The sequence below is a fragment of the Paraburkholderia sp. genome (assembly GCF_047605525.1).
Classification (GTDB): Bacteria; Pseudomonadota; Gammaproteobacteria; order Burkholderiales; family Burkholderiaceae; genus Paraburkholderia.
In genome coordinates, this window is record NZ_JASGFN010000048.1 from 1 (window position 1) to 25,305 (window position 25,305).

At 65.2% G+C, this 25,305-nt stretch carries 25 protein-coding genes; 8 read left to right on the top strand and 17 right to left on the bottom strand.

The annotated features are described in order from the left end of the window. The 3 genes from QM685_RS35755 to ychF all read right to left on the bottom strand — a co-directional run. The coding region (locus QM685_RS35755; protein WP_415124075.1) for a DUF1016 N-terminal domain-containing protein at nucleotides 1-451 on the bottom strand (451 nt) is incomplete at its 3' end. Further along, nucleotides 448-1,653 (bottom strand): tyrosine-type recombinase/integrase, encoded by a 1,206-nt coding sequence (locus QM685_RS35760; RefSeq protein ID WP_415124077.1) that lies wholly within the window; start codon nucleotides 1,651-1,653, stop codon nucleotides 448-450. The genes QM685_RS35755 and QM685_RS35760, both read right to left, overlap by 4 nt. A gap of 309 nt (nucleotides 1,654-1,962) precedes the next feature. After that, entirely contained in the window at nucleotides 1,963-3,057 is a 1,095-nt protein-coding gene (gene ychF, locus QM685_RS35765; RefSeq protein WP_415124079.1) for a redox-regulated ATPase YchF, read from the bottom strand. A 266-nt stretch (nucleotides 3,058-3,323) separates the two neighbouring features. Between ychF and QM685_RS35770 the strand changes: the two genes are divergently transcribed. The 5 genes from QM685_RS35770 to QM685_RS35790 all read left to right on the top strand — a co-directional run bounded on the left by QM685_RS35770 (nucleotide 3,324) and on the right by QM685_RS35790 (nucleotide 8,680). Next, complete coding sequence (locus QM685_RS35770) at nucleotides 3,324-3,692, top strand: hypothetical protein (RefSeq protein ID WP_415124081.1); 369 nt, start codon at nucleotides 3,324-3,326, stop codon at nucleotides 3,690-3,692. Between the two features lie 191 nt (nucleotides 3,693-3,883). Further along, nucleotides 3,884-5,056 carry a UbiH/UbiF family hydroxylase gene (locus tag QM685_RS35775; protein ID WP_415124083.1) on the top strand — a complete coding sequence of 391 codons (1,173 nt, stop codon included), beginning with the start codon at nucleotides 3,884-3,886 and terminating at the stop codon, nucleotides 5,054-5,056. Nucleotides 5,057-5,232: 176 nt separating this feature from the next. After that, nucleotides 5,233-5,958 carry a DsbC family protein gene (locus QM685_RS35780; RefSeq protein ID WP_415124085.1) on the top strand — a complete coding sequence of 242 codons (726 nt, stop codon included), beginning with the start codon at nucleotides 5,233-5,235 and terminating at the stop codon, nucleotides 5,956-5,958. Between the two features lie 144 nt (nucleotides 5,959-6,102). Next, a complete protein-coding gene (locus QM685_RS35785) occupies nucleotides 6,103-7,893 on the top strand; it encodes a M61 family metallopeptidase (protein ID WP_415124087.1) in 1,791 nt (596 codons plus the stop codon). A gap of 190 nt (nucleotides 7,894-8,083) precedes the next feature. Continuing rightward, a complete protein-coding gene (locus QM685_RS35790) occupies nucleotides 8,084-8,680 on the top strand; it encodes an FMN-dependent NADH-azoreductase (RefSeq protein WP_415124089.1) in 597 nt (198 codons plus the stop codon). A 162-nt stretch (nucleotides 8,681-8,842) separates the two neighbouring features. On the opposite strand, the gene QM685_RS35795 is transcribed toward QM685_RS35790, so the two are convergent. From QM685_RS35795 to rpe, 8 genes are all read right to left on the bottom strand, one after another. Continuing rightward, nucleotides 8,843-9,691, bottom strand: coding sequence for a uracil-DNA glycosylase (locus QM685_RS35795; RefSeq protein ID WP_415124091.1), 849 nt, complete (start codon nucleotides 9,689-9,691; stop codon nucleotides 8,843-8,845). A 67-nt stretch (nucleotides 9,692-9,758) separates the two neighbouring features. Beyond that, nucleotides 9,759-10,403 (bottom strand): CYTH domain-containing protein, encoded by a 645-nt coding sequence (locus tag QM685_RS35800; RefSeq protein WP_415124093.1) that lies wholly within the window; start codon nucleotides 10,401-10,403, stop codon nucleotides 9,759-9,761. 41 nt (nucleotides 10,404-10,444) lie between these two features. After that, nucleotides 10,445-11,230: an indole-3-glycerol phosphate synthase TrpC gene (gene trpC / locus QM685_RS35805; RefSeq protein ID WP_415124095.1), complete on the bottom strand. Its 786-nt coding sequence runs from the start codon at nucleotides 11,228-11,230 to the stop codon at nucleotides 10,445-10,447. Between the two features lie 18 nt (nucleotides 11,231-11,248). Continuing rightward, entirely contained in the window at nucleotides 11,249-12,280 is a 1,032-nt protein-coding gene (gene trpD / locus QM685_RS35810) for an anthranilate phosphoribosyltransferase (protein ID WP_415124097.1), read from the bottom strand. Between the two features lie 17 nt (nucleotides 12,281-12,297). After that, the gene (locus QM685_RS35815; RefSeq protein ID WP_415124099.1) at nucleotides 12,298-12,888 is read right to left on the bottom strand and encodes an aminodeoxychorismate/anthranilate synthase component II; all 591 of its coding nucleotides are present in this window, start codon (nucleotides 12,886-12,888) and stop codon (nucleotides 12,298-12,300) included. Between the two features lie 13 nt (nucleotides 12,889-12,901). Then, a complete protein-coding gene (gene trpE, locus QM685_RS35820; protein ID WP_415124101.1) occupies nucleotides 12,902-14,395 on the bottom strand; it encodes an anthranilate synthase component I in 1,494 nt (497 codons plus the stop codon). A gap of 378 nt (nucleotides 14,396-14,773) precedes the next feature. Then, complete coding sequence (locus QM685_RS35825) at nucleotides 14,774-15,490, bottom strand: phosphoglycolate phosphatase (protein WP_415124103.1); 717 nt, start codon at nucleotides 15,488-15,490, stop codon at nucleotides 14,774-14,776. A gap of 7 nt (nucleotides 15,491-15,497) precedes the next feature. Beyond that, nucleotides 15,498-16,181, bottom strand: a complete 684-nt coding sequence (gene rpe / locus QM685_RS35830; RefSeq protein ID WP_415124123.1) for a ribulose-phosphate 3-epimerase — start codon at nucleotides 16,179-16,181, stop codon at nucleotides 15,498-15,500. 317 nt (nucleotides 16,182-16,498) lie between these two features. On the opposite strand from rpe, the gene apaG reads away from it, so the two are divergent. Then, nucleotides 16,499-16,873, top strand: coding sequence for a Co2+/Mg2+ efflux protein ApaG (gene apaG / locus QM685_RS35835; RefSeq protein ID WP_415124105.1), 375 nt, complete (start codon nucleotides 16,499-16,501; stop codon nucleotides 16,871-16,873). Between the two features lie 62 nt (nucleotides 16,874-16,935). Here the strand turns inward: apaG and QM685_RS35840 are convergent, their stop codons facing one another. Beyond that, on the bottom strand, nucleotides 16,936-17,097 hold the full coding sequence (locus QM685_RS35840; protein WP_415124107.1) for a hypothetical protein: 162 nt from the start codon (nucleotides 17,095-17,097) through the stop codon (nucleotides 16,936-16,938). On the opposite strand from QM685_RS35840, the gene QM685_RS35845 reads away from it, so the two are divergent. Next, nucleotides 17,096-18,244: a murein transglycosylase A gene (locus QM685_RS35845; RefSeq protein WP_415124109.1), complete on the top strand. Its 1,149-nt coding sequence runs from the start codon at nucleotides 17,096-17,098 to the stop codon at nucleotides 18,242-18,244. The two genes, QM685_RS35840 and QM685_RS35845, sit on opposite strands and share 2 nt — an antisense overlap. A gap of 277 nt (nucleotides 18,245-18,521) precedes the next feature. On the opposite strand, the gene paaK is transcribed toward QM685_RS35845, so the two are convergent. The 5 genes from paaK to paaN form a co-directional block, all read right to left on the bottom strand. Further along, a complete protein-coding gene (gene paaK, locus QM685_RS35850; RefSeq protein WP_415124111.1) occupies nucleotides 18,522-19,826 on the bottom strand; it encodes a phenylacetate--CoA ligase PaaK in 1,305 nt (434 codons plus the stop codon). A gap of 110 nt (nucleotides 19,827-19,936) precedes the next feature. Continuing rightward, the gene (gene paaI / locus QM685_RS35855; RefSeq protein WP_415124113.1) at nucleotides 19,937-20,398 is read right to left on the bottom strand and encodes a hydroxyphenylacetyl-CoA thioesterase PaaI; all 462 of its coding nucleotides are present in this window, start codon (nucleotides 20,396-20,398) and stop codon (nucleotides 19,937-19,939) included. Between the two features lies 1 nt (nucleotide 20,399). After that, nucleotides 20,400-21,191, bottom strand: coding sequence for a 2-(1,2-epoxy-1,2-dihydrophenyl)acetyl-CoA isomerase PaaG (paaG, locus tag QM685_RS35860; RefSeq protein ID WP_415124115.1), 792 nt, complete (start codon nucleotides 21,189-21,191; stop codon nucleotides 20,400-20,402). 61 nt (nucleotides 21,192-21,252) lie between these two features. Then, nucleotides 21,253-22,455, bottom strand: coding sequence for a 3-oxoadipyl-CoA thiolase (gene pcaF, locus QM685_RS35865; protein ID WP_415124117.1), 1,203 nt, complete (start codon nucleotides 22,453-22,455; stop codon nucleotides 21,253-21,255). A 144-nt stretch (nucleotides 22,456-22,599) separates the two neighbouring features. Next, nucleotides 22,600-24,300, bottom strand: coding sequence for a phenylacetic acid degradation protein PaaN (gene paaN / locus QM685_RS35870; RefSeq protein WP_415124119.1), 1,701 nt, complete (start codon nucleotides 24,298-24,300; stop codon nucleotides 22,600-22,602). A gap of 136 nt (nucleotides 24,301-24,436) precedes the next feature. Between paaN and QM685_RS35875 the strand changes: the two genes are divergently transcribed. Continuing rightward, nucleotides 24,437-25,213, top strand: a complete 777-nt coding sequence (locus QM685_RS35875) for an enoyl-CoA hydratase (protein ID WP_415124121.1) — start codon at nucleotides 24,437-24,439, stop codon at nucleotides 25,211-25,213. Nucleotides 25,214-25,305: the final 92 nt, after the last annotated feature.

The following is a 25,305-nucleotide window of genomic DNA, read 5'->3' on the forward strand; positions in this document are numbered from 1 at the left end:
AGTCGATGCGCTCGCGCAGCGTCCGCACGCTCCAGCGTTCGGCGCTCGCCATCTGCGCGTAGTAATCCCGCTGGAGCGGGTCTTTCAGCGGCAGCAGCGCCAGGAAATGCGACCAGCTCAATTGTCGTGACAGCGTCACGACAATTGGCTCGTCCGGGTAGGTGGCGGCGAACTGCACCATGCGGCGCAGGTTCTTGTCAGCGAAGCTGCGCCCGTAGTCGCGGACAAGCTGCGCCGCCAGCGTCGGCAGGATTTCCTCGCCGTACCCGGCCCGCTGCCCGGCCAGCACCTCCGTATGGATGCGCTGGCCGATGCGCCAGAACAGCAGGGTCAGTTCGGCATTGACTGCCGAGGCGGCGCGCTGCCGCGCCGCCTCGATCAATGCCCTTATGTCGCCCAGCAGCGCCGAAGGCGCTGCGGCTGACGCCACGGATGCCTTGCGCCGGTTCATGCCGCCACTCCCTCGGCCTGCCATGCGCCGGTGATGGTCTTACGTCGGCTGGCCACCAGCTCGGCGGCATCGCGCACCGGCTTGTCCTCGGTATGGACATAGCGCATGAACATCGCCACGGTCTTGTGCGCCGTCAGAGCCATGCCGACCTTGACCGGAATGCCCGAGTTGGCAATGTCCGTGGCCGAGCGATGGCGAATGCCGTGCGTGCCCACATGGGTCACGCCGGCGCGCTTGAGGATGCGCGTCCAGCCGCCGTAATACTCGCCCGTGGTCATGTGCTGCCCCGGATGGTTCGGCGATGGAAACACATGCGGGCATCCGTCTTGGCGCGGTGCCGTGGACAGGAGCCGGTAGGCTTCCTCGCTCAAAGGCTTGGACATGCCGCCGGTCTTGCTGTCGGGCCAGACCACGCGCCGGTTCTCCAGATCCACCCAATCCCATTGCAGCGAGGCGATCTCGGAGCGTCGGCCCGCGAACTCGAATTGCAGTCGGATCGCCAGCGGCAGGACGGCATGATCCAGCCCGAGCCCGTCGGTTTCCAGAAAATCGAGATACCGGAACAGCTTGCCCATTTCCTCGTCGCTGATGAGGTGGGTGGCCTTGCCGTTGGGGTACATCGGAACGTGGCGGCACGGATTGGTGCCATCGGGCCGGTAGCCCCACACCTCGGCCAAGTTGAACATCTTGCGCATGACGCTGAAGGTGCGGTTCGCCTCGGCTGGCTTGTGGGCCATCTTCTTCATGGCTGAAGCCACGTCAGGCCGCTTCACGTCCTGCACCTTCATGCGGCCGACCATCGGGACGATGCAGCGGTCGATCACGGCCTGATACCCGCGCTGGGTACTGAGCTTGTTGCGCTGCTTGGAGTGATCCTCCATGAACTTCTTGCACAGCTCCGCGACCGTAGGGGCGGATCGGGCCGCTGCCTTGTCGGCGGCCGGGTCGCCGCCCCGGCGCACCTGGGCCAGCCATTCCTGCGCCAGCGAGCGGGCCTGTTCAACGGTCAATTCCCCGTACAGGCCCAGGGCGGGCTTGCGCCGCTCGCCCGCATTCGTGCGGTACTGGAGCATGAACACCTTGCGGCCCGTTGGTGTAATCTTGCACAGGAAGCCGGGCACCAGCGTGTCCCGGAGTTCGACGGCCTGCGCCTGGGGTTGCGCCGCATCGACTGCGGACTTGGTGAGCTTGATTTTCGCCATGATGACTCCTCGGAATGACCCGATTCCCAAGAGCCTCATAGGGGCCACCAGCAGGGAAGTCAGGTCAGGTTTCGGAAAGCACCGGCATATGTTGAACTCGCCTAAGTTATTGATAAACCTGCTGTATCGGGCTTGGGCGTAGTCCAGCAAAGTTCGGTGCTGGAGTCATGGTGAAATGAAAAAAGCCCGCGCGCAGCGGGCTTGCCGGGAGCGGCTAGGAGCCGCCGGCCCGCATGGCAACAAAAAAGCCCGCAACCACGAGGGTTTGCGGGCTCGGCTGGCGCGGCGCGGTTTGCGCTGGACGGCCGGTTACACGTTGAACAGGAAGTTCATCACGTCGCCGTCGTGCACGACGTATTCCTTGCCTTCCGCGCGCATCTTGCCGGCTTCCTTCGCGCCTTGCTCGCCCTTGTAGGCGATGTAGTCGTCGAAGCTGATCGTCTGCGCGCGGATGAAGCCGCGCTCGAAGTCGGTGTGGATCGCGCCGGCCGCCTTCGGCGCCGTGTCGCCGATATGGATCGTCCACGCGCGCACTTCCTTCACGCCGGCCGTGAAATAGGTGTGCAGGCCAAGCAGGCGGAAGCCCGCGCGGATCACGCGGTTCAGGCCCGGCTCGTGCATGCCCATATCGGCGAGGAACACTTCCATGTCGGCTTCGTCGAGATCGGCGATTTCCGCTTCGACCGCCGCGCACACGGCCACGACCGGCGCGTTTTCGGCGGCCGCGAACTTCGTGATCGCGTCGAGGTGCGGGTTGTTCTCGAAGCCGTTTTCCTTCACGTTGGCGACGTACATGGTCGGCTTCGCGGTGATCAGGCAGAACGGCTTGAGGGTGGCCTTTTCTTCGTCGGTCAGATCGAGCGCGCGGACCGGCTTCGCCTGGTCGAGCTGCGCGCGGACCTTCTCCAGCACCGCGACGAGCTTGACCGCTTCCTTGTCGTTGCCCGACTTGGCCGCCTTCGAATAGCGCGCGAGCGCCTTTTCGACGGTCGCGAGGTCGGCGAGCGCCAGTTCGGTGTTGATCACTTCGATGTCCGACAGCGGGTCGATCCGGTTCGCGACGTGAATCACGTTGTCGTCCTCGAAGCAGCGCACGACGTGTGTGATCGCGTCGGTTTCGCGGATGTTGGCGAGGAACTGGTTGCCGAGTCCTTCGCCCTTGCTCGCGCCGGCCACGAGACCCGCGATGTCGACGAACTCCACCACCGCCGGCATGATGCGCTCCGGCTTGACGATTTCGGCGAGCGCCTTCAGACGCGCGTCCGGCACCTCGACGATGCCGACGTTCGGCTCGATCGTGCAGAACGGATAGTTCTCGGCGGCGATGCCCGCCTTGGTCAGCGCGTTGAACAGGGTGGACTTGCCGACGTTGGGCAGGCCGACGATGCCGCATTTGAGGCTCATGGAAATCCTTCAGTGAATCAGTAAGTTGCGTGATGCGCTCGACGCTGTGCGCGGATTCGGAAAGCCTTCGCGCAGGGTGGCGGCGAGGCAGGCTCAGCGGAGCGGACAAGTCACCGAATCGGGCGTTGGCTCGACGATTGAGTGCGAGTTTTCACGGAAAGCGCAATTGTAACCCGTCCGCCACGGCCGACTGCCGGGTGCATTTCTATGCAGCCACTGTAGAATCGTCGGGTCAAGGCCGCCAGAGCTTATTTCGAGGGGACAGCGTGCGAGTCATTCGATGGGTGGGAGTCGGCGTCGCCGTCGCGCTCGTGGTTGGCGTGGTCGCGACGTGCGTCACGCCGAATTTCGACGAGGCCCAGGCCAGGACGGACCGGCAGACAATCGAATGCCTGACCGGCCGTCTCACGAAGCAGGATCGGGCGAACATCGCGCAGTTCGCCGACAGGAACGATTTCGATTCTCTGTGGCACGTGTACGACCGCGTGTTTCCCGATTGCGCGGTGCGCGGCGATCAGCGTGATCGCAAGGCGCAGCTCGAAGCAGCGGCGTGGCGCATCCTGTCGTCCGACCGTGATTTCATGCGCATGCGCGAGGCGAATGCGGCGCTCGCGGCAAGTAGCGTGGTGCACTAGCGCGGCGTGCCGCGGCGACGCGGTTCAAGCGACGCAAACGCGTACGCTTTGCCCGCCAAAGACCGGGCCGCAAGGGCTCCCGCGCCACGCACGCCACCGCACGCCAGTCCCAGCCCGCAAGCCTCACACCAGGCCCAAATGCCGCTCCCGTCCGATCCGTCCCTCGCAACCCCCGCGGCTATAATGCGCGCATGAACGCACATCACCAGACCTTTGATGCGGCCGTGATCGGTGGCGGGCTCGTCGGCAAGACCGCGGCGCTCGCGCTCACGCAAGGCGGACTGCGTGTCGCGCTGCTCGCGCAGCCCTGCGCGGCGCGCCCCGCCGGTGCCGTCTTCGACTCGCGAGTTTATGCGTTGTCGTCGAGTTCGCAGGCCTTGCTCGAGCGGCTGCGGGTCTGGCAAGCGCTCGATCACGCGCGGCTCGGTCCCGTCTACGACATGCGCGTCTATGGCGACGCGCACGCCGAACTGCATTTCTCCGCGTTCCAGGCCTCGGTGCCGCAACTCGCGTGGATCGTCGAGTCGTCGGTGATCGAGCGTGCACTGGATGCGGCGCTGCGCTTCCAGCCGAATCTCACGTGGATCGACACGCGCGCACAGGCGCTCGATTTCAGCGCTGACAGCGCGAGCGTCGGCCTCGCGAACGGCAACGTGCTCGAAGCCGATCTGGTGGTCGGCGCGGACGGCGCGCATTCGTGGGTGCGCGCGCAGATCGGCTCGAAGATGATGCGCCGCGATTACAGACAGACCGGCGTGGTCGCCAATTTCAAGGCGGCAAAGCCGCACGGCGAAACCGCTTACCAATGGTTCCGCGACGGCGAGATCATCGCGCTGCTGCCGATGCCGGACGGCCACGTGTCGCTGGTCTGGTCGGCGCGTACCGAGCATGCGGAGCAGTTGCTGGCGCTCGATCCCGAACGGCTCGCCGCCGAGGTGGAGCACGTGACCGGCGGCCGGTTCGGCGCGCTCGACTGCGTGACGCCCGCGCAAGGCTTCCCACTCGCGCTGCAAACGGTAGACCGGCTGGTGGCGCCGCGCGTCGCGCTGGTCGGCGACGCCGCGCATCTGATCCATCCGCTCGCCGGGCAGGGCATGAACCTCGGCCTGCGCGACGTCGCGGCGCTCGCGAGCACGGTCGCCGGCAAGGAGTCGTTCCGCGATCTCGGCGACATGGTGCTGCTGCGCCGCTATGAACGCGCGCGCCGCGAGGACATCCGTGCACTGATGATCGCGACCGACGGCCTGCAGAAGCTGTTCTCGGTGCCTGGTCCGCTCGCGCGGGCCGTGCGCAATACCGGCATGGCGTTCGTCGGCGCGCAGCCGTTCATCAAGCGCTGGCTCGTATCAGCCGCGCTCGGATGATGGTTGGCGACGCAACGCGGCGCGGCGCGGAGAGCCGATGGCCGGTAAACGGCGGCCGGGACAGGTATCATGAGCGGATCGACATATCGCGATCCGACCCGGAACCGGCGGAAATGCACGGCCGGAACGTGAAAAAAAGCGCGTGATGCGCGACCGACTGAACCCAGGACTCCAGCATGAAAAAGACCTTTCGCATGGCAGCCGCCGCGCTCGTAATCGCTGCCGCCACGCTCGGCTGCTCGGCCCAGGCCGACCAGACCACCGACAAGCTCAAAGCCACGCTGCAAACGCGTCTTGCCGACGTGACGATCAAGAGCGTCACGAAATCGCCGATCGCCGGCCTCTACGAAGTGAACCTCGGCACGCAGATCATCTATAGCGACGCGAACGGCGATTACCTGGTGCTCGGCGACATGGTCGACGCGAAGACCCGCAAGAATCTGACCGAGGCGCGTCTGTCGGAAACCAACCGTATCGATTTCGCGAGCCTGCCGTTCGCGAACGCGGTGAAAGTGGTGCGGGGCAACGGCGCGCGCAAGATCGCGGTGTTCTCCGATCCGAACTGCCCGTATTGCAAGCAGCTCGAAACCACGCTCCAGTCGGTCGATAACGTGACTGTGTATACGTTCCTGTACCCGGTGCTGTCGCCGGATTCGACGGCCAAGTCGAAGTCGATCTGGTGCTCGGCGGACCGCGCGAAGGCGTGGGAATCGTGGATGCAGAACCATCAGGCGCCCACCGCCGCCGCTACCTGCGACACCGCCGCGATCGACAAGAATCTCGCGCTCGGCCATGCGATGAATGTGGACGGCACGCCCACCGTGTTCCTCGCCGACGGCCGCCGCCTGCCCGGTGCCGTGCCGGCCGACCGGCTGGACCGGGAACTGTCCGCGGTGCACTGAGCGCGCCGCTGACGCTGAGCACACCGCCGCGCACGCCACCGGACGCGCGGCACGCAGACGACGGGAGGCGCGGGAAGCGCCTCCTTTCGCATCGAGCCCCGAATTTCTTCGCCTCACTCTCCTGACCTTTCCCAATCGCCGCCGATGAAGCCGATCCGCTACACCATCGTTCCGAGTCAACCCGCCGCCCACCTGTTCGAAGTTACCGTGACCGTCGCCGATCCCGACCCGGCCGGCCAGCGCTTCATGCTGCCGGTGTGGATTCCGGGCAGCTACATGGTGCGCGAGTTCGCGCGCAACATCGTCACGCTGCGCGCGACCAACGACGCGGGCCGCAAGGTGCGCGTGGAAAAGATCGACAAGCACACGTGGCAGGCGGCGCCGGTCAAGGGCGCGCTGACGCTGCGCTACGAGGTGTACGCATGGGACCTGTCGGTGCGCGCCGCGCACCTGGACGACACGACCGGCTTCTTCAACGGCACGAGCGTGTTCCTCGTGCCGCTCGGTCACGAAGATGCCCAGTGCGTGGTCGACATTCAGAAGCCGCGCGGCGCCGCGTACCGCAACTGGCGCGTCGCGACCGCATTGCCGGAGGCGCGCGGCACGAAGCGCTACGGCTTCGGTGAGTACCGCGCACAGAACTATGACGAACTGATCGACCATCCTGTGACACTCGGCGAATTCGCGCTCGCGACGTTCAAGGCGCACGGTGTGCCGCATGACGTCGTGATCGGCGGACGCGTGATCGGGCTCGACATGGATCGCCTGTGCAAGGACCTGAAGCGCATCTGCGAGGCGCAGATTGCGTTGTTCGAACCGAAGTCGAAGAAGGCGCCGGTCGAGCGCTACGTGTTCATGACGCAGGCGGTCACCGACGGCTATGGCGGCCTCGAGCATCGCGCGTCGACCGCGCTGATCTGCAATCGCACCGATCTGCCGGTGGCGGGCCGCGACACGATGAGCGAGGGCTACCGGACCTACCTCGGCCTGTGCAGCCACGAATACTTTCACACGTGGAACGTGAAGCGCATCAAGCCGGCCGCGTTCGCGCCGTACGACCTGAGCGTCGAGAACTACACGTCGCTGTTGTGGCTGTTCGAAGGCTTCACGTCGTATTACGACGACCTGATCCTCGTGCGCAGCGGCGTGATTTCTCCGGACGACTATTTCGGCCTGCTCGGCAAGGTGATCGGCGGCGTGTGGCGCGGCAGCGGGCGGCTCAAGCAGAGCGTCGCCGAAAGCTCGTTCGACGCGTGGGTCAAGTACTACCGGCAGGACGAGAACGCGCCGAACGCGATCGTCAGCTATTACACGAAGGGCTCGCTCGTCGCGCTCGCCTTCGATCTGACGATTCGCGCGCAGACCGGCAACCGCAAGTCGCTCGACGATGTGATGCGCCTGTTGTGGCAGCGCTTCGGCCGCGACTTCTATCGCGGCAAGCCGGTCGGCGTCGACGAAGGCGAGATCGAGGCGCTCTTTGCGGAAGCGACCGGCGCGCAACTGGCCGAGCTGTTCGCCGAGGGCGTGCGCGGTACACGCGATCTGCCGCTCGACATGCTGCTTGCGCCGTTCGGCGTCGCGCTCGCACCGGACGTGGACAGGAACGGCAAGCCGTCGCTCGGCGTGCGGCTGCGCGGCGGCGCGGATTGCGTGCTGGCGGCGGTGCACGAGGGCAGCGCCGCGCAGAAGGCCGGCCTGTCCGCCGGCGACGTGCTGATCGCGCTCGACGGCCTGCGCGTGAGCGGCGGAAATCTCGACGGCCTGCTCGCGCGCTATCAGCCGGGCGCGCAGGTCGACGTGCACGCGTTCCGCCGCGACGAGCTGCGCGTCGCGCGGGTGAAGCTCGACGGCCCCGAAGTGGCGCGTTACAAGCTCGCGGTCGGCGACCAGCGGCCCGCCGCGCGCAAGGCCCGCGAGCGCTGGCTGGCGAGCTGACCGGCCCGCCGCGCGCCGTCTGGACGGCCGGCCGATCGTCGTCCGGGCCGTTATCAATCAGCGGGCGGGCGCGGCGGATTGTTCTACCGATGCAACAATCCGTCGCCGCCGGACGGCTTTTTCGCCGGCCGGTAAAAAAACACAATGGCTCCACTCGCGCAACACTGCGCGCCCCCTACTGGAGTCAACCATGACCACGATCCTGCAAATCAACTCGGCAGCCCGCTCGCAAGGCGCGAACTCGACGCTGCTCGTCAACGAGCTGACCGAAAAGCTGCAACAGTCGAATCCGGGCGCGCAAGTCGTCGTCCGCAACCTGCAGGCCGAGCCGCTGCCGCACCTCGACGACGCCGTGCTCGGCGCGTTCTTCACGCCGGCCGACCAGCGCACGCCGGAACAGGCGGCGATCGCCGCGCGCAGCGAAGCGCTGATCGCCGAACTGCAAGCCGCCGACATCGTCGTGATCGGCGCGCCGATGTACAACTTCGGCATCTCGTCGCAACTGAAGACGTATTTCGACTTCATCGCGCGCGCGGGCATCACGTTCCGCTACACCGCGAACGGTCCGGAAGGCCTCGTGACGGGCAAGAAGGTGTACGTCGTGTCGGCGCGCGGCGGCAAGTATGTCGGCACGCCGAACGACAGCCAGACGCCGTACCTGAAGAGCTTTCTCGGCTTCCTCGGCATGACCGATGTGAACTTCATCTACGCGGAAGGCCTGAACATGGGCCCGGACGCCGCGAACGCCGCGCTGGCTTCGGCGCGTGAAGCGATCGCCGCGGTTTGAGCCGGCTGGTTGTACCGCCCTGTGCCGCCGTGGTGCGGTGCATGCGGTGAATGAAAAATGCCACGAATGGGTCTGCCATTCGTGGCGTTTTCGCTTTCTGTCGCTATCCGTCGGCGCTAGCGATACGTTGCCGTGCCGATTACGGCACGCTTTCACGCAACGTCACGCGAGCATTTGCGCTTCGTCCGGCAAACGCCAGTCGATCGGCTCGCGGCCGTGCTTCACCAGATATTCGTTCGCCTTCGCGAAGTGCCCGCAGCCAAGGAAGCCGCGATGCGCGGACAGCGGCGACGGATGCGGCGCCTCCAGCACGCAGTGCGACTTGCCGCCGAGCAGCGCGCGCTTCGCCTGGGCATGCGCGCCCCACAGCATGAACACGAGGCCGTCGTGACGCATCGCGAGTTCGTGGATCAGCGTGTCGGTGCATTTCTCCCAGCCGCGTTTCGCGTGGCTCGCGGCGCTGTTGCGTTCGACGGTCAGCACCGTGTTCAGCAGCAGCACGCCCTGTTTGGCCCAGCTATCGAGACAGCCGTGATGCGGCGGTTCGTAGCCGAGGCTCGCGGCGATTTCCTTGAAGATGTTGCGCAGCGACGGCGGCGGGCGCACGTGCGGCGCGACCGAAAATGCGAGGCCATGCGCCTGCGGCGTGCCGCGGTCTTCGCCGTGATACGGGTCTTGGCCGAGGATCACGACTTTCACTTCGTCGGGGCTTGTCAGACGCAGCGCGCGGAACACGTCGGCCGGGTAGATGGTTTTGCCGGCCGCGCGCTCGCCGTCGACGAAACGGCACAACGGCGCGTAGGCGTCGCTGTCGATGAACGGCTTCAGGTGCGCGCGCCATGCCGCGGGCAGGGCGGCGAACTGGGCTTCGAGCGTGGGCGGGGCGTGGGCGCCTGCCGGGTGCTGAGACGTTGCGGCTACGGCGGCCGTGGCTTCAGCGGAAGCGGGCGCGGCATCGTCGAACAACGACGCCTGCGAGGAATGGGAGCGGGTGCGGGAGGCGGAGGTCATGGCGGGGAAGTGTCGCAGCAAACGCGGCCGGGCTCAAGTTCGCGAGCCGTCGAGTTTCGCCTGATGTTCACCGTTGGCGCTGAGCGCCGCCCGCGCGCAGCTTATAGCCGCGTTGCGCCTTGCTGATATCGTCCGGCGCGAGGCCGGCAATCCGTTTGCCGAGTTCGGCCGCGAGCGTGTGCAGCGCCGCTTCGTCGCCGGATTTCAGCTCGAGCTCGATTTCCGAGATCGGCGCGCGGCGCGCTTCGCCGTCGACGGTTGCAAGCACGTCGCCCTGATCGATCGCCGCTTCGACGTGCGCGCCGTCGGCGTCGAGCTGCCACAGCGTGCGCGTGAAATTGGTGCGAAACAGCTCGATCAGTGCCGGCGCGGCCGCACGCAACGCATCGGCCGCGGCCGGCTCGTCGCAGGCTTGCAGCAACGCGTCGATTTCGAGCTTCGCGCCCGCCACCGGCAATTCCCATTCATGCCGGCTATGCAAACCGTTCGTCGTGTTGCCGACCGTCTTGAAGGTTTGCAGCCAGTTGTCCGGCGTTTGCCGCAGACGCAGCGCGCTCTTCGACGACGCCAGCGTCAACTGCGGCGTATCGAAGTAAATATTCACGAGCTTCACCGGCGTGCCGTCCTTGCCGGCGCGCGCGACGAACCACTGCGTGGCCGCCTGCACCTGCGCGGGCGGCAATGCCAGCTTGATTTCGCGTTCCATGCCCATGATGCATGTCCTTGCGTTATCGGCCCATACCAGCGCCGGGCTCAGAAAAACATCCGCGCAAGTTCCACGCCCGGCTCCGGCGCGCGCATGAACGCCTCGCCGACGAGGAAAGTGTGCACGTTCAGCGCGCGCATGCGTTCCACATCCGCGCGCGACAGGATGCCCGATTCGGTGACGACGATACGGTCGTCCGGAATCGCGTCGAGCATGCCGATCGTCGTCTCCAGCGAGGTTTCGAACGTGCGCAGATTGCGGTTGTTGATGCCGATCAGCGGCGTCTTCAGCGTCAGCGCTTCCTCCAGCTCGTCGCTGTCGTGCACTTCGACGAGCACTGCCAGGCCGAGCGAATGCGCGAGCGCTTCGAGGTCCTGCATCTCGGCGGTTTCGAGCGCGGCGGCGATCAGCAGGATCGCGTCGGCGCCCATCGCGCGCGCTTCGACGACCTGGTACGGATCGACGATGAAGTCCTTGCGCAACACCGGCAGCCTGCACGCGGCGCGCGCCTGCTCCAGATACGCGACGCTGCCCTGGAAGAACTGCACGTCGGTCAGCACCGACAGACATGCCGCGCCGTGCTTCTCGTACGAACGCGCGATGTCGGCCGGCACGAAGTGCTCGCGCAGCACGCCCTTCGACGGGCTAGCCTTCTTCACCTCGGAGATCACGGCGGCCAGACCCGCCGTGTGCTTCGCGCGCAGCGCGCCGACGAAGTCGCGGATATCGCGCGACGACGCTTCGAGCCGCAAGGCTTCGAGCGGTGCGCTCTGTTCGGCCGCGCGGACCTCTTCGCGTTTGACCGCGATGATGCGGTCGAGAATGTCGCTCATAAATGTCTCGTTACGTGATTACTGCCTGAATTGCCGGGTAAAGCGCACCAGCTCGTCGACCTTCGCGCGCGCGTTGCCGCTCGCGATCGCCTCGCGCGCGAGCCCGATGCCGTCAGCGATCGATTCGACCACGTTCGCCGCGTAAAGCGCGGTGCCCGCGTTCAGCGTGACGATTTCCCGCGCGACGCCCGGCTTGTTGTCGAGCGCGTCGAGCAGCATGACTTTCGATTCGACCGCGTCGGCGACTTTCAGCGTGCGGTTCGACACCATCTGCATGCCGAAGTCTTCCGGATGGATCTCGTATTCGCGGATCTCGCCGTCGCGCAGCTCGCCGACCAGCGTGGCGCCGCCGAGCGACACTTCGTCCATGCCGTCCATCCCGTACACCACCAGCACGTGCTTCGCGCCGAGGCGCTGCATCACGCGTACCTGAATGCCGACGAGGTCGGGGTGGAACACGCCCATCAACTGGTTCGGCGCGCCGGCCGGGTTGGTCAGCGGCCCGAGGATGTTGAAGATCGTGCGCACGCCGAGTTCGCGGCGCACCGGCGCGACGTTCTTCATCGCCGGATGATGGTTCGGCGCGAACATGAAGCCCATGCCCGTTTCCGCGATCGACGCCGCGACCTGTTCCGGCTGCAGATCGATGTTCACGCCGAGTGCCTCGAGCACGTCCGCGCTGCCCGACTTGCTCGATACGCCGCGATTGCCGTGCTTCGCGACCTTCGCGCCGGCCGCGGCCGACACGAACATCGTCGCGGTCGAAATATTGAAGGTATGCGAGCCGTCGCCGCCGGTGCCGACGATATCGACGAAGTTCGAGTTGTCCTGCACGTCGACGTGCCGGGCAAATTCACGCATCACCGTGGCGGCCGCGGTGATTTCGCCGATGGTCTCTTTTTTGACGCGCAGACCGGTGATGATCGCCGCCGACATCACGGGCGAAAGCTCGCCGCGCATGATGAGGCGCATCAGATGCAGCATTTCGTCATGGAAAATCTCACGGTGCTCGATGGTCCGCTGCAGGGCTTCCTGGGGGGTAATGGACATGATTTCGTCTCTCTGTGTCAGGCGTTGCGGGCGGCGGCGAGTTTCGACTGCTTCACGAAGTTTTCGAGCAGCGCATGGCCGTGTTCGGACAGGATCGATTCCGGGTGAAACTGCACGCCTTCCACCGCGAGTTCTTTATGGCGCACCCCCATGATTTCGCCGTCCTCGGTCCATGCCGATACTTCGAGGCAGTCGGGCAGCGATTCGCGTTCGATCGCGAGCGAGTGATAGCGCGTCACCGCGAAATGCTTCGGCAGATCCGCGAACACGCCCCGGCAGTCGGTTTCGATCGTGCTGACCTTGCCGTGCATGATGGTCTGCGCGCGCACGACGCGTCCGCCGAATGCCTCGCCGATCGCCTGATGGCCGAGGCACACGCCGAGAATCGGCGTCTTGCCGGCGAATTCGCGCAGCACGTCGAGCGTGATGCCGGCGTGTTGCGGATTGCTCGGGCCGGGCGACAGGCAGATGCGCTCGGGGTTGAGCCTGGCGATTTCATCCAGCGTGATTTCGTCGTTGCGGTAGGTGCGCACGTCTTCGCCGAGTTCGCCGAAGTACTGCACCAGGTTGTAGGTGAACGAGTCGTAGTTGTCGATCATGAGCAGCATGGTGTGTCTCCGGTCAGAAGTCGCTATCGAGGCCGTCCTGGACCTGCTCGGCCGCGCGCAGCACCGCGCGCGCCTTGTTCTCGGTCTCCTGCCATTCGGATTCCGGCACTGAATCGGCGACCACGCCCGCGGCCGCCTGCACGTACAGATTGCCGTTCGCGATCACGCCGGTGCGGATCGTGATGGCCAGATCCATTTCGCCGGTGAACGACAGATAACCGACCGCACCGCCGTACAGGCCGCGCCTGACCGGCTCGAGCTCGTCGATCAGCTCCATCGCGCGGACCTTCGGCGCGCCCGACAGCGTACCCGCCGGGAACGTCGCGCGCAGCACGTCGAAATTGGTGGTGCCGGCCTTCAGCTTGCCTTCGACCGAACTTACGATGTGCTGCACGTGCGAGTACTTTTCGATCACCATTTTGTCGGTCACGACGACCGAGCCGATCTGCGCGATGCGGCCGACGTCGTTGCGCGCGAGGTCGATCAGCATCACGTGCTCGGCGATTTCCTTCGGGTCGTTCAGCAGTTCGGTCGCGAGTTCGGCGTCGCGCTCCGGCGTGTTGCCGCGCGGACGCGTGCCGGCGAGCGGCCGGATTGTGACGATGCGGTCTTCGCCGCGTTTTTCCTGGCGCACCAGGATTTCCGGCGAGGCGCCGACCACGTGAAACTCGCCGAAGTTGTAGTAATACATATACGGCGACGGATTCAGCGAGCGCAGCGCGCGGTACAGCGACAGCGGATTGTCGCGGTACGGCTTGATCAGGCGCTGGCCGACCTGCACCTGCATCAGCTCGCCGGCGGCGATGTATTCCTTCGCCTTGCGCACGGCGGCGAGGTAATCGTCTTTCGCGAATTCGCGGTAGGTCTCGGTGCGCACGCTCGCCGACGTGACCGGTGGCGTGACGGTCGAGCGCAGCCGCTGGCGCAGCTCGCGCAGACGGTGCTTCGCTTTCGTGTACGCCTCGGGCTGCGTCGGATCCGCGTAGATCACCAGATAGAGCTTGCCCGCGAGATTGTCGATTACCGCGACTTCCTCGGTCAGCAGCAACTGGATGTCGGGCAGGTTCAGATCGTCCTTCGGCGCGCTGTGCGCGAGTTTTTTCTCGATGTAGCGCACCGCGTCGTAGCCGAAGTAGCCGGCGAGGCCGCCCGTGAAACGCGGCAGCCCCGGGCGTTGCGCGACCTTGAAACGCGCTTGGAACTGCTGGATGAACGCGAGCGGATCGCCTTCGTGCGTTTCGACGACCTTGCCGTCACGGACCACTTCCGACACGCCGTTGCGCGTGCGCACCACGGTGCGCGCCGGCAGGCCGATGAACGAATAGCGGCCGAAGCGCTCGCCGCCGACCACCGATTCGAGCAGGAACGAGTTCGCGCCGTTGCGCTCGGTCTGCGCGAGCTTCAGGTACAGCGACAGCGGCGTTTCGAGATCGGCGAGTGCTTCGGCGATCAGCGGGATGCGGTTGAAACCCTCGTTGGCGAGGGACTGGAATTCGAGTTCGGTCATGTTCCGATCCTGTACGGTGATCCGGCGGCGGCAAGCGTCGGACAAAGCGGGGCGAGGCGCCTCCGGTCAGGGAGTGGGTCGACGTTCTCGACACGATGATACCGACCGGCGCGGCTTTCCCATCGGCGCATGCAAGCAGTGTCCGGTGCGCAGCGGTACTTTGCGGGTACGCGCGGGCCCCAGTCAGCCGATGCTGCGGCAAAAAACAGAACGATGGAAAAAGCGCGTGAGCGCAGCGAAGCAAAAAACGGTTGCCGAAGACGAGCCTCAGCGTACCTCAGGCGAGGTTAGCGCGACCAGCGACGCCAGGGCCAGGCTCCCCGGTCGATGCTAATCAGACTCCGTTTTTTGTTCAGAAACATGAGGATGAAAGACTGTTCAAGTCGTGGAATGGTGCGCTGCGATCGCCTTGGCGGCGTCGAACAGCGAGGCAACTATACCATCGGATTTTATCGTTTGTATAGCTTGGCCGTGGTTGTAGCCATAGGGCACCGTGAGCGTGGCCATGCCGGCCGCGCGGCCGGCCAGCGCGTCGTTTTCCGAATCGCCGATCGCGACCGTCGCCGCCGGTTCGACGCCCAGTTGCGCGGCGGCGGTGAGCATCGGCAGCGGGTCCGGCTTTTTCTTCGCGAGACTGTCGCCGCCGAGCACGACGCTGAAATACTGCGCGAGCCCGTACTGTTGCAGCAGCTCGATCGCGAAGCGGTGCGGCTTGTTGGTCACGCAGGCGAGCTTCAGACCGGCGTCGCGCATCGCGCGCAGACCGGCTTCGACGTCGGGATAGAGCCGCGTGTGCACGCCGTTGATCTTCGCGTATTCCGCCTGGTAGATCGCGAGCGCTTCCTCGAAGCGCTCCTGCGCGTGGTCCGCTTCGAAGCGCGGCGCGAGCACGCTGCGGATCAGATGTTCCGAGCCCTTGCCGACATAGTCGATTACTTCTTCGCGCGAGGTTTCGGCGGCGTCGAGCTGCGCAAGCATGCCGTTCAGGCCGGCGGTGAAGTCGTCGGCGGTGTCGACCATCGTGCCGTCGAGGTCGATGATCGCGGCTTCGAGGCGCGGGCCGGTGAAAGTCGGAGCAGGGTACGAGGCGGTCATCGGCGGCTCAGCGCTGGACGGTGGCGAGGGCGGCGCGCATCCGGTCGATCACGGCCTTGTGATCGGGCTGGCCGAAGATCGCCGAGCCGGCCACGAACGTGTCCGCGCCGGCCGCCGCGATTTCGGCGATGTTGTCGACCTTCACGCCGCCGTCCACTTCGAGGTGGATGTCGCGACCGGTGCGCTCGTTGTATGCGTCGATGCGCGTGCGGGCCTCGCGCAGCTTATTGAGCGCCTCGGGGATGAACGACTGGCCGCCGAAGCCGGGGTTCACCGACATGATCAGCACGAGGTCGACCTTGTCCATCACGTGATCCAGATAGTTCAGCGACGTCGCCGGGTTGAACACGAGGCCGGCCTTGCAGCCGTGGTCGCGGATCAGCGACAGCGTGCGGTCGATGTGATCCGACGCTTCCGGGTGAAAGCTGATGATGTTCGCGCCGGCCTTGGCGAAGTCCGGCACGATGCGGTCGACCGGGCGCACCATCAGGTGGACGTCGATCGGCACGTCGATGTGCGGGCGGATCGCTTCGCAAACGAGCGGGCCGATGGTCAGGTTCGGCACGTAGTGGTTGTCCATCACGTCGAAGTGGATCCAGTCGGCGCCGGCGGCGACCACGTTGCGAACCTCTTCGCCGAGGCGGGCGAAATCGGCGGACAGAATGCTGGGGGCGATGCGAAATTGCGTCATGGCAAGGGGGCGGGTGCAAGCGGGAAAGTGCCATTTTACCGTTTTGCGTGCGCGGACCGCCTGCCGTATGGCTTTCATTCGCGGCCGGCGCGCGGAATGATGTGTCTGGAAAACCGGCACTGAGCCGGAAAAGCAAACGGACCTGACAAAACGCCCCTGGATACTCCTCGCCAAAAGGATTTGTCCGGTTGCGGGCATGCCGCGCATCAAGCAGAATGCCACTCCATGAGCGCCGCATCGCCGATGTCGCCGCAAACTATTGGCGTTCGGGCCTTCCCGCGATTTTTCACACGTCGTTTCATCAGACCGGAATCAGGATGAGCCAGTACGAATTCAGCGTCTCGGCGCAGGTGCAATACCTGCCCGAAGAATCGGACCCGGAGCGCCGCCAGTACGCCTTTGCCTACACGCTGACCATCCGTAACACCGGCCAGGTGCCCGCGCAGTTGATCGCGCGTCATTGGATCATCACCGACAGCGAAAACACGGTGCAGGAAGTCAAGGGCCTCGGGGTGGTCGGCCATCAGCCGCTGCTCAAACCGGGCGAGCATTTCGAATACACGAGTTGGGCCGTTATCGCGACGCCGGTCGGCACGATGCGCGGCGATTACTTCTGCGTGGCCGAGGACGGCGAGCGCTTCGATGCGCCGGTGCCGGAGTTCGTGTTGCGCATGCCGCGCACGTTGCATTGAACCGACATGGAGGTGCGCGGTCTTTAATCACGTTGTACGTGGGCGCGGCTCGCCGGATGGCGTCATTGCGGCTTTTGCCGTTGGGACTGCTCCGCCGGCCTGGCACGCGTCGCTTTCTTCTTGCCCGATGACGTCCATACGACGATAAAGACGAGCAGGAAGAGCGCGAGAAGCGATTCCAGCGCGAAGATGAGCATCGGGTATTCGTCGAACAGATCAGACATGGCGGTTTCCATCAAGAACAAACATTGTAGGCGTTTTGTCCAGCGGGCCGGCGGCTGGCTCGGTGCGTTGTCGGTTGCGGTGTTGCTCGCGTCCTGCGGTGGCAGCGGCGCAATCCGGCCTTCGCCGCCCACCGGCGCGGCGATCGTCCCCGGTCAGATTGCCTCGGCGCGATTGACCGCGGTTGCCTGGCAGCAGGTGCCGGGCTGGCAGGACGACTCGCTGATCGGCGCAACGGCCGCATTGCGGCAAAACTGCGTACGACTCGCGCATCAGCCGAACTGGTCGCGCGCATGCGCGGCCGCCGCGCAAATCGACGATCTCGACGTCACCAGCGCGCGGGCTTTTTTCGAAGCCTACTTCACCCCTTTCCAGTTAGCGAATAGCGACGGCACGCTCGACGGTCTCGTCACCGGCTACTACGAGCCCTTGCTGCGCGGTTCGCGCACCCGGCACGGCGTCTATCAGACCGCGCTGTACCGCTGGCCCGCTGGCTATCGCGCGGGGGCGCCGCTGCCGGCGCGCGCGCAGCTCGAGCGCACGGGCGTGCTCAACGGCAACGAACTCGTCTGGGTCGACGACCCGATCGAAGCGTTCTTCCTGCAGGTGCAGGGCTCCGGGCGCATCGTGATGGAAGACGGCAGCGTGATGCGGGTCGGCTTTGGCGGCACCAACAATCAGCCGTACAAGTCGATCGGGCGCTGGCTGCTCGATCATGGCGAAATCACGCCCGCGCAGGCGACGATGCAAGGCATCAAGGCATGGGCGCGCGCGAACCCGACGCGCGTCGATGCGTTGCTCGATACGAATCCGCGCTTCGTGTTTTTCCGCGAGATGCCGTCGGCCGAAAGCACGCCGAGCGGTGGCGCGGACGGTCCGATCGGCGCGCTCGGCGTGCCGCTGACGCCGGAACGCTCGATTGCGGTCGACCCGAGCGCGATTCCGCTCGGCACGCCGGTGTTCCTGCAGACCACGCGTCCGCTGACGAACTCGCCGATGAGCCGCCTCGTATTCGCGCAGGACACGGGCACCGCGATCAAGGGCGGCGTACGTGCCGACTACTTCTGGGGACTCGGTGACGACGCCGGCGATCTGGCCGGCAAGATGAAGCAGGGCGGCCGGATGTGGTTGCTGCTGCCGAATTCGTGAGGAGGTGTGGGCGGCGCGGTGGCTTCTGATGAAGTCGCGGCCGCTGTATTACAGGCAAGGCAAATCGCTCGCGATGAATCTGGCCGGTAGCGGCAGTGGTGTTGATGGCGGTGATTGCCGCGGTTTTCCGCGAGCCGGTTTTTGAAGCCGCCGCTGAAGCCACTGCTGAAGTCGCTACGAATCGATAAATACCATTGAAAACGGCGTCACGTCAGGATCGAAATCCGTGAGTGACGCCGTTTTTTTGCCTCGGCTTTTGCGTTGTGCGTCGCCCGGATCAAAGCCCCGGCTTGCGCTTGTCCACCACGCGCCGCGCTTTGCCCACCGAGCGCTCGATTCCATTGACGGCCAATACATTGACTACCGCGCTCACACCGATCAGCGCCTTGATGTCATACGCCAGCGCGTTTTTCGCGGTGGTCAGCGCGGCCGTGTCCGGTGCGGTTTCCGGACACGGCTCGACGTTCAACGTCAGGACGTCGAGCGGCCCTTCCTTCGTAAGCACGATCTGATAGTGAGGCGCGAGCGCGCGCTGCTTGAGCAGCAGTTCCTCGATCTGCGTCGGGAACACGTTGACGCCGCGCACGATCATCATGTCGTCCGAGCGGCCGGTGATCTTCTCCATGCGCCGCATCGTGCGAGCGGTGCCCGGCAGCAGGCGCGTGAGGTCGCGCGTGCGGTAACGGATGATCGGCAGCGCTTCCTTCGTCAACGACGTGAATACCAGCTCGCCGAGTTCGCCGTCGGGCAGCACCTCGCCGGTTTCGGGATCGATGATCTCGGGATAGAAATGATCTTCCCAGATCGTCGGGCCGTCTTTCGTCTCGACGCACTCCGACGCGACGCCCGGGCCCATCACTTCGGACAGACCATAAATGTCGACCGCGTCGATTCCCATGCGCTTTTCGATCGCCTGACGCATGTCGTTGGTCCACGGTTCCGCGCCGAAGATGCCGATGCGCAGCGAGCAGGTGGTCGGATCGATGCCCTGACGTTCGAGTTCGTCGGCGATCGACAGCATGTAGCTCGGTGTCACCATGATGATGTCCGGACGGAAGTCCTGGATCAGTTGCACCTGTTTCTCGGTCTGGCCGCCGCCGAACGGGATCACGGTGAGCCCCGCGCGTTCGGCGCCGTAGTGCGCGCCGAGGCCGCCCGTGAAGAGGCCGTAGCCGTAGCTTACGTGCACCTTGTCGCCGCGTCTTGCACCGGCCGCGCGCACCGAACGCGCGACGAGATCCGCCCATGTGTCGATGTCGCGCGCGGTATAGCCGACGACGGTCGGCTTGCCCGTCGTGCCGGACGATGCATGGATCCGCGAAATCTGCTCCTGCGGAACGGCGAACATCCCGAACGGATAGTTATCGCGCAGATCCTTCTTGGTGGTGAATGGAAAGCGGGCGAGGTCCGCGAGGGACTTCACTTCGCTGGGATGCACGCCGGCTTCGTCGAACTTGCGCCGATAGACCGGCGAATTTTCGTACGCATGGTTCAGCGACCATTTGAGCCGTTCAAGCTGGAGCGCGGCGAGTTCATCGCGGCTGGCGGTCTCGATCGGGTCGAGGGGAAGGGCGGTGTTCATCGAATGTCTCCTTACTGCCTCAATGCCTGAGTTTGCTGTGCGGCGCGCGCGCCAGAAGTCTGGAATGGACTGTGGTCCACGAAGGCGGCCTGGTTTGCCGCTTCTAGTCGTTAGTCGCCGGTCGGAATCAGGTTGCCCTTGATTTGCGCCGACTTGCCGCGAAACATCGCAACGGTTTCACCGGCGCGATTCGTCACGCGGATATCGTAGATGCCGGTGCGTCCGCTCAATGTCTGCTCGAGCGCCTCCGCGGTCAGCACGTCGCCGCCGTACACCGGTCGCAGAAACTCGATCGAGCAGCCGGCAGCGACCGTATTGATGTTGTAGGTGTTGCAGGCGAACGCGAAGGTGGAATCGGCAAGCGTGAAAATCAGGCCGCCGTGGCAGATCTGGTGGCCGTTCAGGAAGTCGTCGCGCACCGCCATGCGCAGCCGCGCGTAGCCTGGGCCAACTTCGAGAATTTCGAGCCCGAGCGCGCGGCTGCAGGCGTCGTTCTCGTACATCGCTGCGGCGGTTGCGCGGGCGAGTTCTTCGGGTGTCATCTGGTGGGGATGGACGGTTTGCGTCGACATGTCAGCGCCCCTCGAAGCGCGGAGCGCGCTTTTCGATGAACGCCTGTACGCCCTCCGCGTAGTCATGCGAAGCGCCGAGCTCGCGCTGCAGATCGCGCTCGAGGTCGAGTTGCTGATCGAGTGTTTGCGTCGCGCCCGCGCGCATCGCGCGCTTGATCGCCGTGATCGCGCGCGTCGGCTGTTGGGCGAGCTGGGCCGCGAGTTTCGCGGCGGCGGGGGCGAGTTCCGCGTCGTCGAGCACTTGCCAGATCAAGCCCCAGCTTTCCGCTTTCTCGGCACTGAGTTTGTCCCCGGTGATGGCGAGCCCCAGGGCGCGCGCCATGCCGACGCGCTGCGGCAGGAACCACGTGCCGCCCGAATCCGGCACGAGGCCGATCTTCACGAATGCCTGGATGAAACTGGCGGAGCGCGCCGCGAGCACGAGGTCGCAGGCGAGCGCGAGATTGGCGCCCGCGCCGGCGGCCGTGCCGTTCACCGCCGCGATCACCGGCATCGACAGCGCCTGCAGACGGCGGATCAGCGGGTTGAAATATTCGTCGATCAGGTCGCCCAGGTCGGTCATCGCACCCGGCGTGAAGTCGAGGTCGGCGAGGTCCTGGCCGGCACAGAAGCCACGGCCCGCGCCGGTCAACACGAGCGCGCGGGCACCGGACGTTTCGACCTGGTCGAGCGCGGCGCTCAGTTCCCGATGCATCGCGCGCGTAAAGCTGTTGAGCTTGTCCGGGCGGTTCAGGGTGATGGTGGCGACGTGGCTCGATGGGTCGATGTCCAGCCGGATCGCTTCATATGACATTGGGTGTCTCCTCAAAGTCTCTCGTTGACCAATGGGCGCAGTGGCGTTGCCATTGAAGCTATTAAAGCCGCTCGATGACCAACGCGATACCCTGGCCGACACCGATGCACATCGTGCACAGCGCAAAGCGGCCGTTAGTCCGTTCCAGTTGATACAACGCGGTCGTGATCAGGCGCGCGCCGGACGCGCCGAGCGGATGGCCCAGTGCAACGGCGCCGCCGTTCGGGTTGACTCGCGGATCGTCGTCGCGCAAACCGAGCGTGCGCAGAACCGCCAGCCCTTGCGACGCAAACGCCTCGTTCAGCTCAATTACGTCGAACTGTTCGAGCGTCATGCCGAGTTGCCTGAGCAGCTTCTGCGTGGCCGGCGCCGGGCCGATGCCCATGATGCGCGGCTCGACGCCGGCCGTCGCCATCCCCACCACGCGCGCGCGGCGCCGCAGGCCGTACTGGTCCGCCGCCTGCTGGTTCGCGAGCAGCAGTGCGCAGGCGCCGTCGTTCACGCCGGACGCGTTGCCCGCCGTCACGCTGCCGTCCGGGCGGACCACGCCTTTGAGCTTGCCGAGGCTTTCGAGCGACGTTTCGCGCGGATGCTCGTCGAGCAGAACGCGCACGGGGTCGCCTTTCTTCTGCGGGATGTCGACGCCGACGATCTCCTCGGCCAGCGTGCCGTCACGCTGCGCGCGGGCTGCTTTTTGCTGGCTGGCGAGCGCGAAGGCATCCTGGTCCGCGCGGCTGACACTGAATTCGACGGCGACGTTTTCCGCGGTTTCCGGCATCGAGTCGACGCCGTATTGGCGCTTCATCAGCGGGTTGATAAAGCGCCAGCCGATGGTCGTGTCGTAGATATCGGCCTGACGCGAGAATGCGCTGCTCGCCTTGCCTATCACAAAAGGTGCGCGCGTCATGCTTTCTACGCCGCCGGCAATCATGAGGCGCGCTTCACCGGCCTTGATCGCGCGTGCCGCGGTGCCGACCGCGTCCATGCCCGAGCCGCACAGCCGGTTGATGGTTGCGCCCGGCGTGTCGGTGGGCAGGCCGGCGAGCAGTGCCGACATGCGCGCGACGTTGCGGTTGTCTTCGCCAGCCTGATTCGCGCAGCCGTAGATCACGTCGTCGACGGCGCGCCAGTCGACACCCGGGTTGCGCTCGATCAGCGCCTTGATCGGCACGGCGCCGAGATCGTCGGCGCGGACATCTTTCAGGACACCGCCGTAGCGGCCGATCGGGGTACGGATTGCATCGCAGATGAAGGCATCGGTCATGGAAATTCCCGCTGAAGCGGACCGGCACGTGACGCCGATCCGATGTCTCATGTTAGTTGGAGCGCACGACCCGGTCCATTCGGCCGGAAGGCATAGGACCAAGCCGTGCTTCGCGCTGATAGGGCGCCCGTTGTCCTATGCCGTTCAGCCAGCTACCGCCGGCGCCGTTTTCGGTTCAACATGAACGCGGCTTTGAACGACACGGAAGCGGTTGGCGACAAAGGCCGCATCGGCCAGCGCGGCATTGGCGGCCGGGTTCGCGCCGGTGCCGTGGAAATCGGAGAACGCCGCAGACTGGTTGACGAACACGCCGCCGGTCAGATTGATCGAGAGCGCTACGCCGCCGCGGATCGATGCTTCGTGCGCCTCGTCGAGCACGGCGTTGTCCGTGCTGTAGACCGACAGCGTCAGCGCGCCGTGCTCGGCGGCAATAGTGCCCGCCAGGTCGAGCGATTGCGCGGTCGAGTCCGTGGCGATCACGAATGAAATCGGCCCGAACCATTCTTTCGTGAATTGTGCACGGTCGGTCGCGGCGTCGAGTTGCAGCAGGAGCGGCGTACGCACACGGGCGCCCGCAAAGGACGGATGCTCGAGCGTCTGGCTTGCGGCGAGAACACGGCCGAGCTTCGCGGCTTCGTCGATGCGCTGCACGACGCCTTCGTTCTGGATGGCGCCGAGCAGTTCGACCGCGCGGGCCGGGTCGGCAACGAGCTTCTGCACGGCGCCGGCAAGCGCCTGGGCGACGTCGTCGAAACCGAGCGTGCCGTCGGCGGTGCGAATGCCGTCGCGCGGCACATAGATGTTTTGCGGCGCGGTGCACATCTGGCCCGAGTACAGCGCCAGCGAGAATGCGATGTTGCGCGCAACCGCCTTGATGTCGTCGACCGAGTCGATCACGATCTGGTTGACGCCGGCTTTTTCGGTATAGACCTGAGCCTGGTGCGCATTACGCTCGAGCCACGTGCCATTCTGGGTGCTACCGGTGAAATCGATCAGTTTGATTTCGGGGCGCGGGGCGAGCTTCTGGACGAGGGCGCCGTCGTTCGGATCGGTGGCCAGCAGCGTGACGACATTCGGGTCGAAGCCCGCTTCGCGCAAAACGTCACGCGCAATGCGCACGGTCAGCGCGAGCGGCAGGATCGCGCCCGGATGAGGCTTGACGATGACCGTGTTGCCGGTGGCCAGATCGGCGAAGAGTCCCGGATAGCCGTTCCACGTCGGGAACGTGCAGCAACCCAGCACGAGACCGATACCGCGCGGCACGACGGTGTAGCGCTTGTGCATCGCGAGTGGCGGATTTTTGCCTTGTGGCTTTTCCCAGTGGGCGTCGGCGGGAATGCGACGCAACTGGTCCCATGCGTACGCGACCGCTTCGAGCGCGCGATCCTGCGCATGCGGGCCGCCGGCCTGGAAGGCCATCATGAAGGCTTGGCCGGTCGTGTGCATCACGCTGTAACCGATCTCGAAGCTCGCGCGATTCAGTCGCGCGAGGATTTCAAGACTCACGCCGATCCACGCTTGTGGGCCGGCCGCGCGCCAGTCGCGCTGCGCGGCGGTGGACGCGGCGATCAAGGCGTCCGGATCGGCTTTCGGGTAGCGCACGCCGAGCGGGAAGCCGAATGGCGAGACTTCGGCGCCGACAGTTTCTCCCGTCGACGGCTGGTCCAGATCGAACGTCTTGTCGAGAAGCGCTTTGAACGCGGCTTCGCCGTCCGCGTTGGCTGTTTCCCCGTACACTTTCGGACTGGGCATCTCGGTGAATGGGGTCCAATAGCCGCGTGTTTCAAGCGCGGCGAGGGCCTTGTGCAGCGTGTCTTCGTGCTTGGTGAATAACGGATGTGTCATGGCAAAGAGGGCTTGGCTGTACGTTGGGGGAAAAGCCTGTCGAATAATTGACCGACCGGTTGGTTGGTGAATGGTAGCATTATTAAGAGAGCTGCGCGAAGCGTTTTCGCGTGGGTATTAACCATATGGAGGCGGCATGGCTTACGAAAATATTCTGGTTGAGACGCGGGGTCGGGTCGGTCTGATCACGCTGAATCGTCCGAAGGCATTGAACGCGCTGAATGACGCATTAATGGACGAGCTGGGAACCGCGCTGCGCGAATTCGATGCCGATGATGCGATCGGCGCGATCGTGGTGACAGGTAGCGAGAAGGCATTTGCGGCCGGGGCGGACATCGGCATGATGGCGTCCTACACCTATATGGACGTCTATAAGGGTGACTACATCACGCGCAACTGGGAAACGGTTCGCTCGATCCGCAAGCCGATCATTGCCGCGGTGGCGGGCTTCGCGCTGGGCGGCGGCTGCGAACTGGCGATGATGTGCGACATCATTTTCGCCGCCGACACGGCGAAGTTCGGCCAGCCGGAAATCAAGCTCGGCATCATGCCGGGCGCGGGCGGCACGCAGCGGCTGCCGCGCGCGGTGTCCAAAGCGAAGGCGATGGATCTTTGTCTGACTGCCCGCTTCATGGATGCGGCGGAAGCGGAGCGTGCCGGACTGGTTTCCCGCGTGATTCCGGCGGCTTCGCTGCTCGACGAGTCGATTGCCGCTGCGGCGACTATTGCGGAATTCTCGTTGCCGGCAGTGATGATGGTTAAGGAGTCGGTCAACCGTGCCTATGAAACGACGCTCGCGGAAGGCGTGAATTTCGAGCGCCGTCTGTTCCATTCACTCTTCGCCACCGAAGACCAGAAAGAGGGCATGGCTGCGTTCGTTGAGAAGCGGAAGCCGGTTTTCAAGCATCGTTAATACGCTTGTCAAAATAACGCTTGCAAGCCCCAGTCGTGGCGGCTAGAATTCCGCTCTTTCGTGCTCCGGGAAGCGGGGCACGGGGAAGCGGG

Excerpts from the sequence above, each read along its gene's own strand:
- QM685_RS35760 (WP_415124077.1), bottom strand. The coding sequence starts at position 1,653 with ATGGCGAAAATCAAGCTCACCAAGTCCGCAGTCGATGCGGCGCAACCC.
- ychF (WP_415124079.1), bottom strand. The coding sequence starts at position 3,057 with ATGAGCCTCAAATGCGGCATCGTCGGCCTGCCCAACGTCGGCAAGTCC.
- QM685_RS35775 (WP_415124083.1), top strand. The coding sequence starts at position 3,884 with ATGAACGCACATCACCAGACCTTTGATGCGGCCGTGATCGGTGGCGGG.
- QM685_RS35780 (WP_415124085.1), top strand. The coding sequence starts at position 5,233 with ATGAAAAAGACCTTTCGCATGGCAGCCGCCGCGCTCGTAATCGCTGCC.
- QM685_RS35785 (WP_415124087.1), top strand. The coding sequence starts at position 6,103 with ATGAAGCCGATCCGCTACACCATCGTTCCGAGTCAACCCGCCGCCCAC.
- QM685_RS35790 (WP_415124089.1), top strand. The coding sequence starts at position 8,084 with ATGACCACGATCCTGCAAATCAACTCGGCAGCCCGCTCGCAAGGCGCG.
- QM685_RS35795 (WP_415124091.1), bottom strand. The coding sequence starts at position 9,691 with ATGACCTCCGCCTCCCGCACCCGCTCCCATTCCTCGCAGGCGTCGTTG.
- QM685_RS35800 (WP_415124093.1), bottom strand. The coding sequence starts at position 10,403 with ATGGGCATGGAACGCGAAATCAAGCTGGCATTGCCGCCCGCGCAGGTG.
- trpC (WP_415124095.1), bottom strand. The coding sequence starts at position 11,230 with ATGAGCGACATTCTCGACCGCATCATCGCGGTCAAACGCGAAGAGGTC.
- trpD (WP_415124097.1), bottom strand. The coding sequence starts at position 12,280 with ATGTCCATTACCCCCCAGGAAGCCCTGCAGCGGACCATCGAGCACCGT.
- QM685_RS35815 (WP_415124099.1), bottom strand. The coding sequence starts at position 12,888 with ATGCTGCTCATGATCGACAACTACGACTCGTTCACCTACAACCTGGTG.
- trpE (WP_415124101.1), bottom strand. The coding sequence starts at position 14,395 with ATGACCGAACTCGAATTCCAGTCCCTCGCCAACGAGGGTTTCAACCGC.
- QM685_RS35825 (WP_415124103.1), bottom strand. The coding sequence starts at position 15,490 with ATGACCGCCTCGTACCCTGCTCCGACTTTCACCGGCCCGCGCCTCGAA.
- rpe (WP_415124123.1), bottom strand. The coding sequence starts at position 16,181 with ATGACGCAATTTCGCATCGCCCCCAGCATTCTGTCCGCCGATTTCGCC.
- apaG (WP_415124105.1), top strand. The coding sequence starts at position 16,499 with ATGAGCCAGTACGAATTCAGCGTCTCGGCGCAGGTGCAATACCTGCCC.
- QM685_RS35845 (WP_415124109.1), top strand. The coding sequence starts at position 17,096 with ATGGCGGTTTCCATCAAGAACAAACATTGTAGGCGTTTTGTCCAGCGG.
- QM685_RS35840 (WP_415124107.1), bottom strand. The coding sequence starts at position 17,097 with ATGTCTGATCTGTTCGACGAATACCCGATGCTCATCTTCGCGCTGGAA.
- paaK (WP_415124111.1), bottom strand. The coding sequence starts at position 19,826 with ATGAACACCGCCCTTCCCCTCGACCCGATCGAGACCGCCAGCCGCGAT.
- paaI (WP_415124113.1), bottom strand. The coding sequence starts at position 20,398 with ATGTCGACGCAAACCGTCCATCCCCACCAGATGACACCCGAAGAACTC.
- paaG (WP_415124115.1), bottom strand. The coding sequence starts at position 21,191 with ATGTCATATGAAGCGATCCGGCTGGACATCGACCCATCGAGCCACGTC.
- pcaF (WP_415124117.1), bottom strand. The coding sequence starts at position 22,455 with ATGACCGATGCCTTCATCTGCGATGCAATCCGTACCCCGATCGGCCGC.
- paaN (WP_415124119.1), bottom strand. The coding sequence starts at position 24,300 with ATGACACATCCGTTATTCACCAAGCACGAAGACACGCTGCACAAGGCC.
- QM685_RS35875 (WP_415124121.1), top strand. The coding sequence starts at position 24,437 with ATGGCTTACGAAAATATTCTGGTTGAGACGCGGGGTCGGGTCGGTCTG.